Origin of the sequence: Synechococcus sp. R8-2, from assembly GCF_047461715.1 — a bacterium.
Lineage (GTDB): Bacteria > Cyanobacteriota > Cyanobacteriia > Thermostichales > Thermostichaceae > Thermostichus.
This window is the reverse complement of record NZ_JANSHQ010000351.1, coordinates 1-1,830: the sequence shown is the minus strand read 5'-3', so window position 1 is coordinate 1,830 and position 1,830 is coordinate 1. Positions and strand designations below refer to the sequence as shown.

Sequence of the window (1,830 nt, the reverse complement as noted above, 5' to 3'; positions counted from 1 at the left end):
CCAGTTGCTCTTCCAGTTCTTGATTGCGCTGCTGCAGCAGGGCCACTTCCTTTTCTTGGGTTTGCGCGTAGGCGTGGGCCTGCACACACTCGGTTTTCAAAGCCATCACCTGCTGCTGCAACTTCTCGATTTGCTTTTGGCTGACCAGATGATGGGCCTCGGCCAGTTCTCGCCCCCGCCGGGCTGCTTCCAGGCTTTCTCGGGTGTCCTGCACCTGCTGCTGAACTTCCTGCCACTGGGCAAGGGTGGGACGCTGGGCCAACTCTTGCATGAGCTGATCCCGCTCGGCTCGCAAAGCACCAAGCTCGCGGGTCAAAGCCTGCACCTGCTCCTCCAGGGCAAGGATTCGCTGCGCCTGTGAGGACTCTGTCTCCCTGAGGTGGGCGGCCTGGGCTGCTTCCGCTTCCAGCTTGGCAATCTGTTGGGCTTGCTCGGCCTGCTGCCGCTGACTCTGCTGCAGCTCTTCCAGCAAGGTGGCCCGCTCGGCCTTGGCAAAAGAGGCCTGTTGGCGCAGATGATCCAGCTCCGCTTGCAAGTGTGCCCATTGCTCTGGGGTAGGGCGCTCTTCCAATTCGCGAATACGTTGCCGGGCAGTGTTCAGGTCAGCTTCCATGTGTGCCTTTTCGGTTTCCAGATGGGTCTTCAAACGCTGCCATTCGGCTTCCGCTTGGCGGTGGGCAGCCTCTAGCTCCGCCCGTAGGGTTTCCAGTTCTTGTGCAGAAGGTCGAGCAGCCAACTCTTGGATTTGCGCTTGCAATTGTGCTTTTTCCTCCTCTAGCTGCTGTACACGGAGCTGCAGTTGGGCTTGCAAAAGCTGCACCTGCGGCAACTTGACGGCGTATTCTCCCAATTGGTTGGCCTGCTGTTTCAGCTCCAGGAGCTCCTGCTGCAGTTGGTAAAATCGGGCCGGATCGACGCGCCGCTGCAATTCCGCCTTGAGGGTTTCAATTTCCGTCTGACTGGTTTGCAACTGCTGCTGCAGAATGTGGTAGTGCTCCAGCGTTGGACGGCGCTCCATTTCCCACAGGAGATTCTGCAGTTCTTCGATGTGCTGTTGCTGAAGCTGAAAAGCCTCTGGGGTAGGGCGCTGGGCCAGCCGCGCTTTCTCCTCTTGACACGCTTGCAAAGCTTGATCCCGCTCTTGAATCTGGGCCTGTGCTTCCAGCAGTTGATGTTCCAGGCGATGGATGCACTCAATCTGCTGCAATGACAGCGCTTCCGATTCGGCGAGGGATCGCTCTAGGTTGCGCACCCGCGCCCGCAAGGCTTTTAGCTCCTCTTCCCCTTCCATATCCAGGCTGCTCGACAGGTTATGGGCCTTACTGTAGCAGATGGTCTGGATGAAAATCCAGCTCGCCACTATCTGTAGTGTAAATTTTTAGCTTTTCCCAGAACCAACACTAACTCTGTTGCCCCCACCCTCTATACTGAGAAGGTGAGTTTTCAGATGAACCCTGTGATGAAGCTGGGATCCAAACCTTGGGGATGGGTGCTGGGCCTGCTGGGTGTGGCCTTGGTCGGTTGTGGTGCCGATGCGCTGACGGCCAGTACTCCGCTGCCGCCTTTGATCACCAGCAGCGATATTCCTTCTGTGGTGAATCGGAACGGCTTTTTGGAGCTGGGGGTTTCGGTATCGGTGCCGGGCCGGATCCCGGCGGAGCTGGCGTTTCAGGTGTCGTGGTCAGGGATCGAGGTGCAGACGCTATCGGCAGCCCAGGTGAATTGTGTGTCGGGAGAGGTGTCTTGTACAACCCGCTTCCGCATTCGTCCTCCCCTAAGCTTGGTGCCCGGCTCCTACCTAGTCAGTTTGCGGGTCTTCGACCGGTTGGG

The 1,830-nt window shown here is 58.2% G+C and carries 2 protein-coding genes; one reads left to right on the top strand and one right to left on the bottom strand.

The features are described 5' to 3' along the window. Positions 1-1,360, bottom strand: a 1,360-nt coding sequence (locus NW819_RS08840; RefSeq protein ID WP_414413521.1) for a hypothetical protein, incomplete at its 3' end; no start/stop codon positions are given. Positions 1,361-1,447: 87 nt separating this feature from the next. Between NW819_RS08840 and NW819_RS08835 the strand changes: the two genes are divergently transcribed. Next, positions 1,448-1,830 (top strand): hypothetical protein (locus NW819_RS08835; protein ID WP_414413520.1); only part of this gene is annotated, 383 nt, incomplete at its 3' end.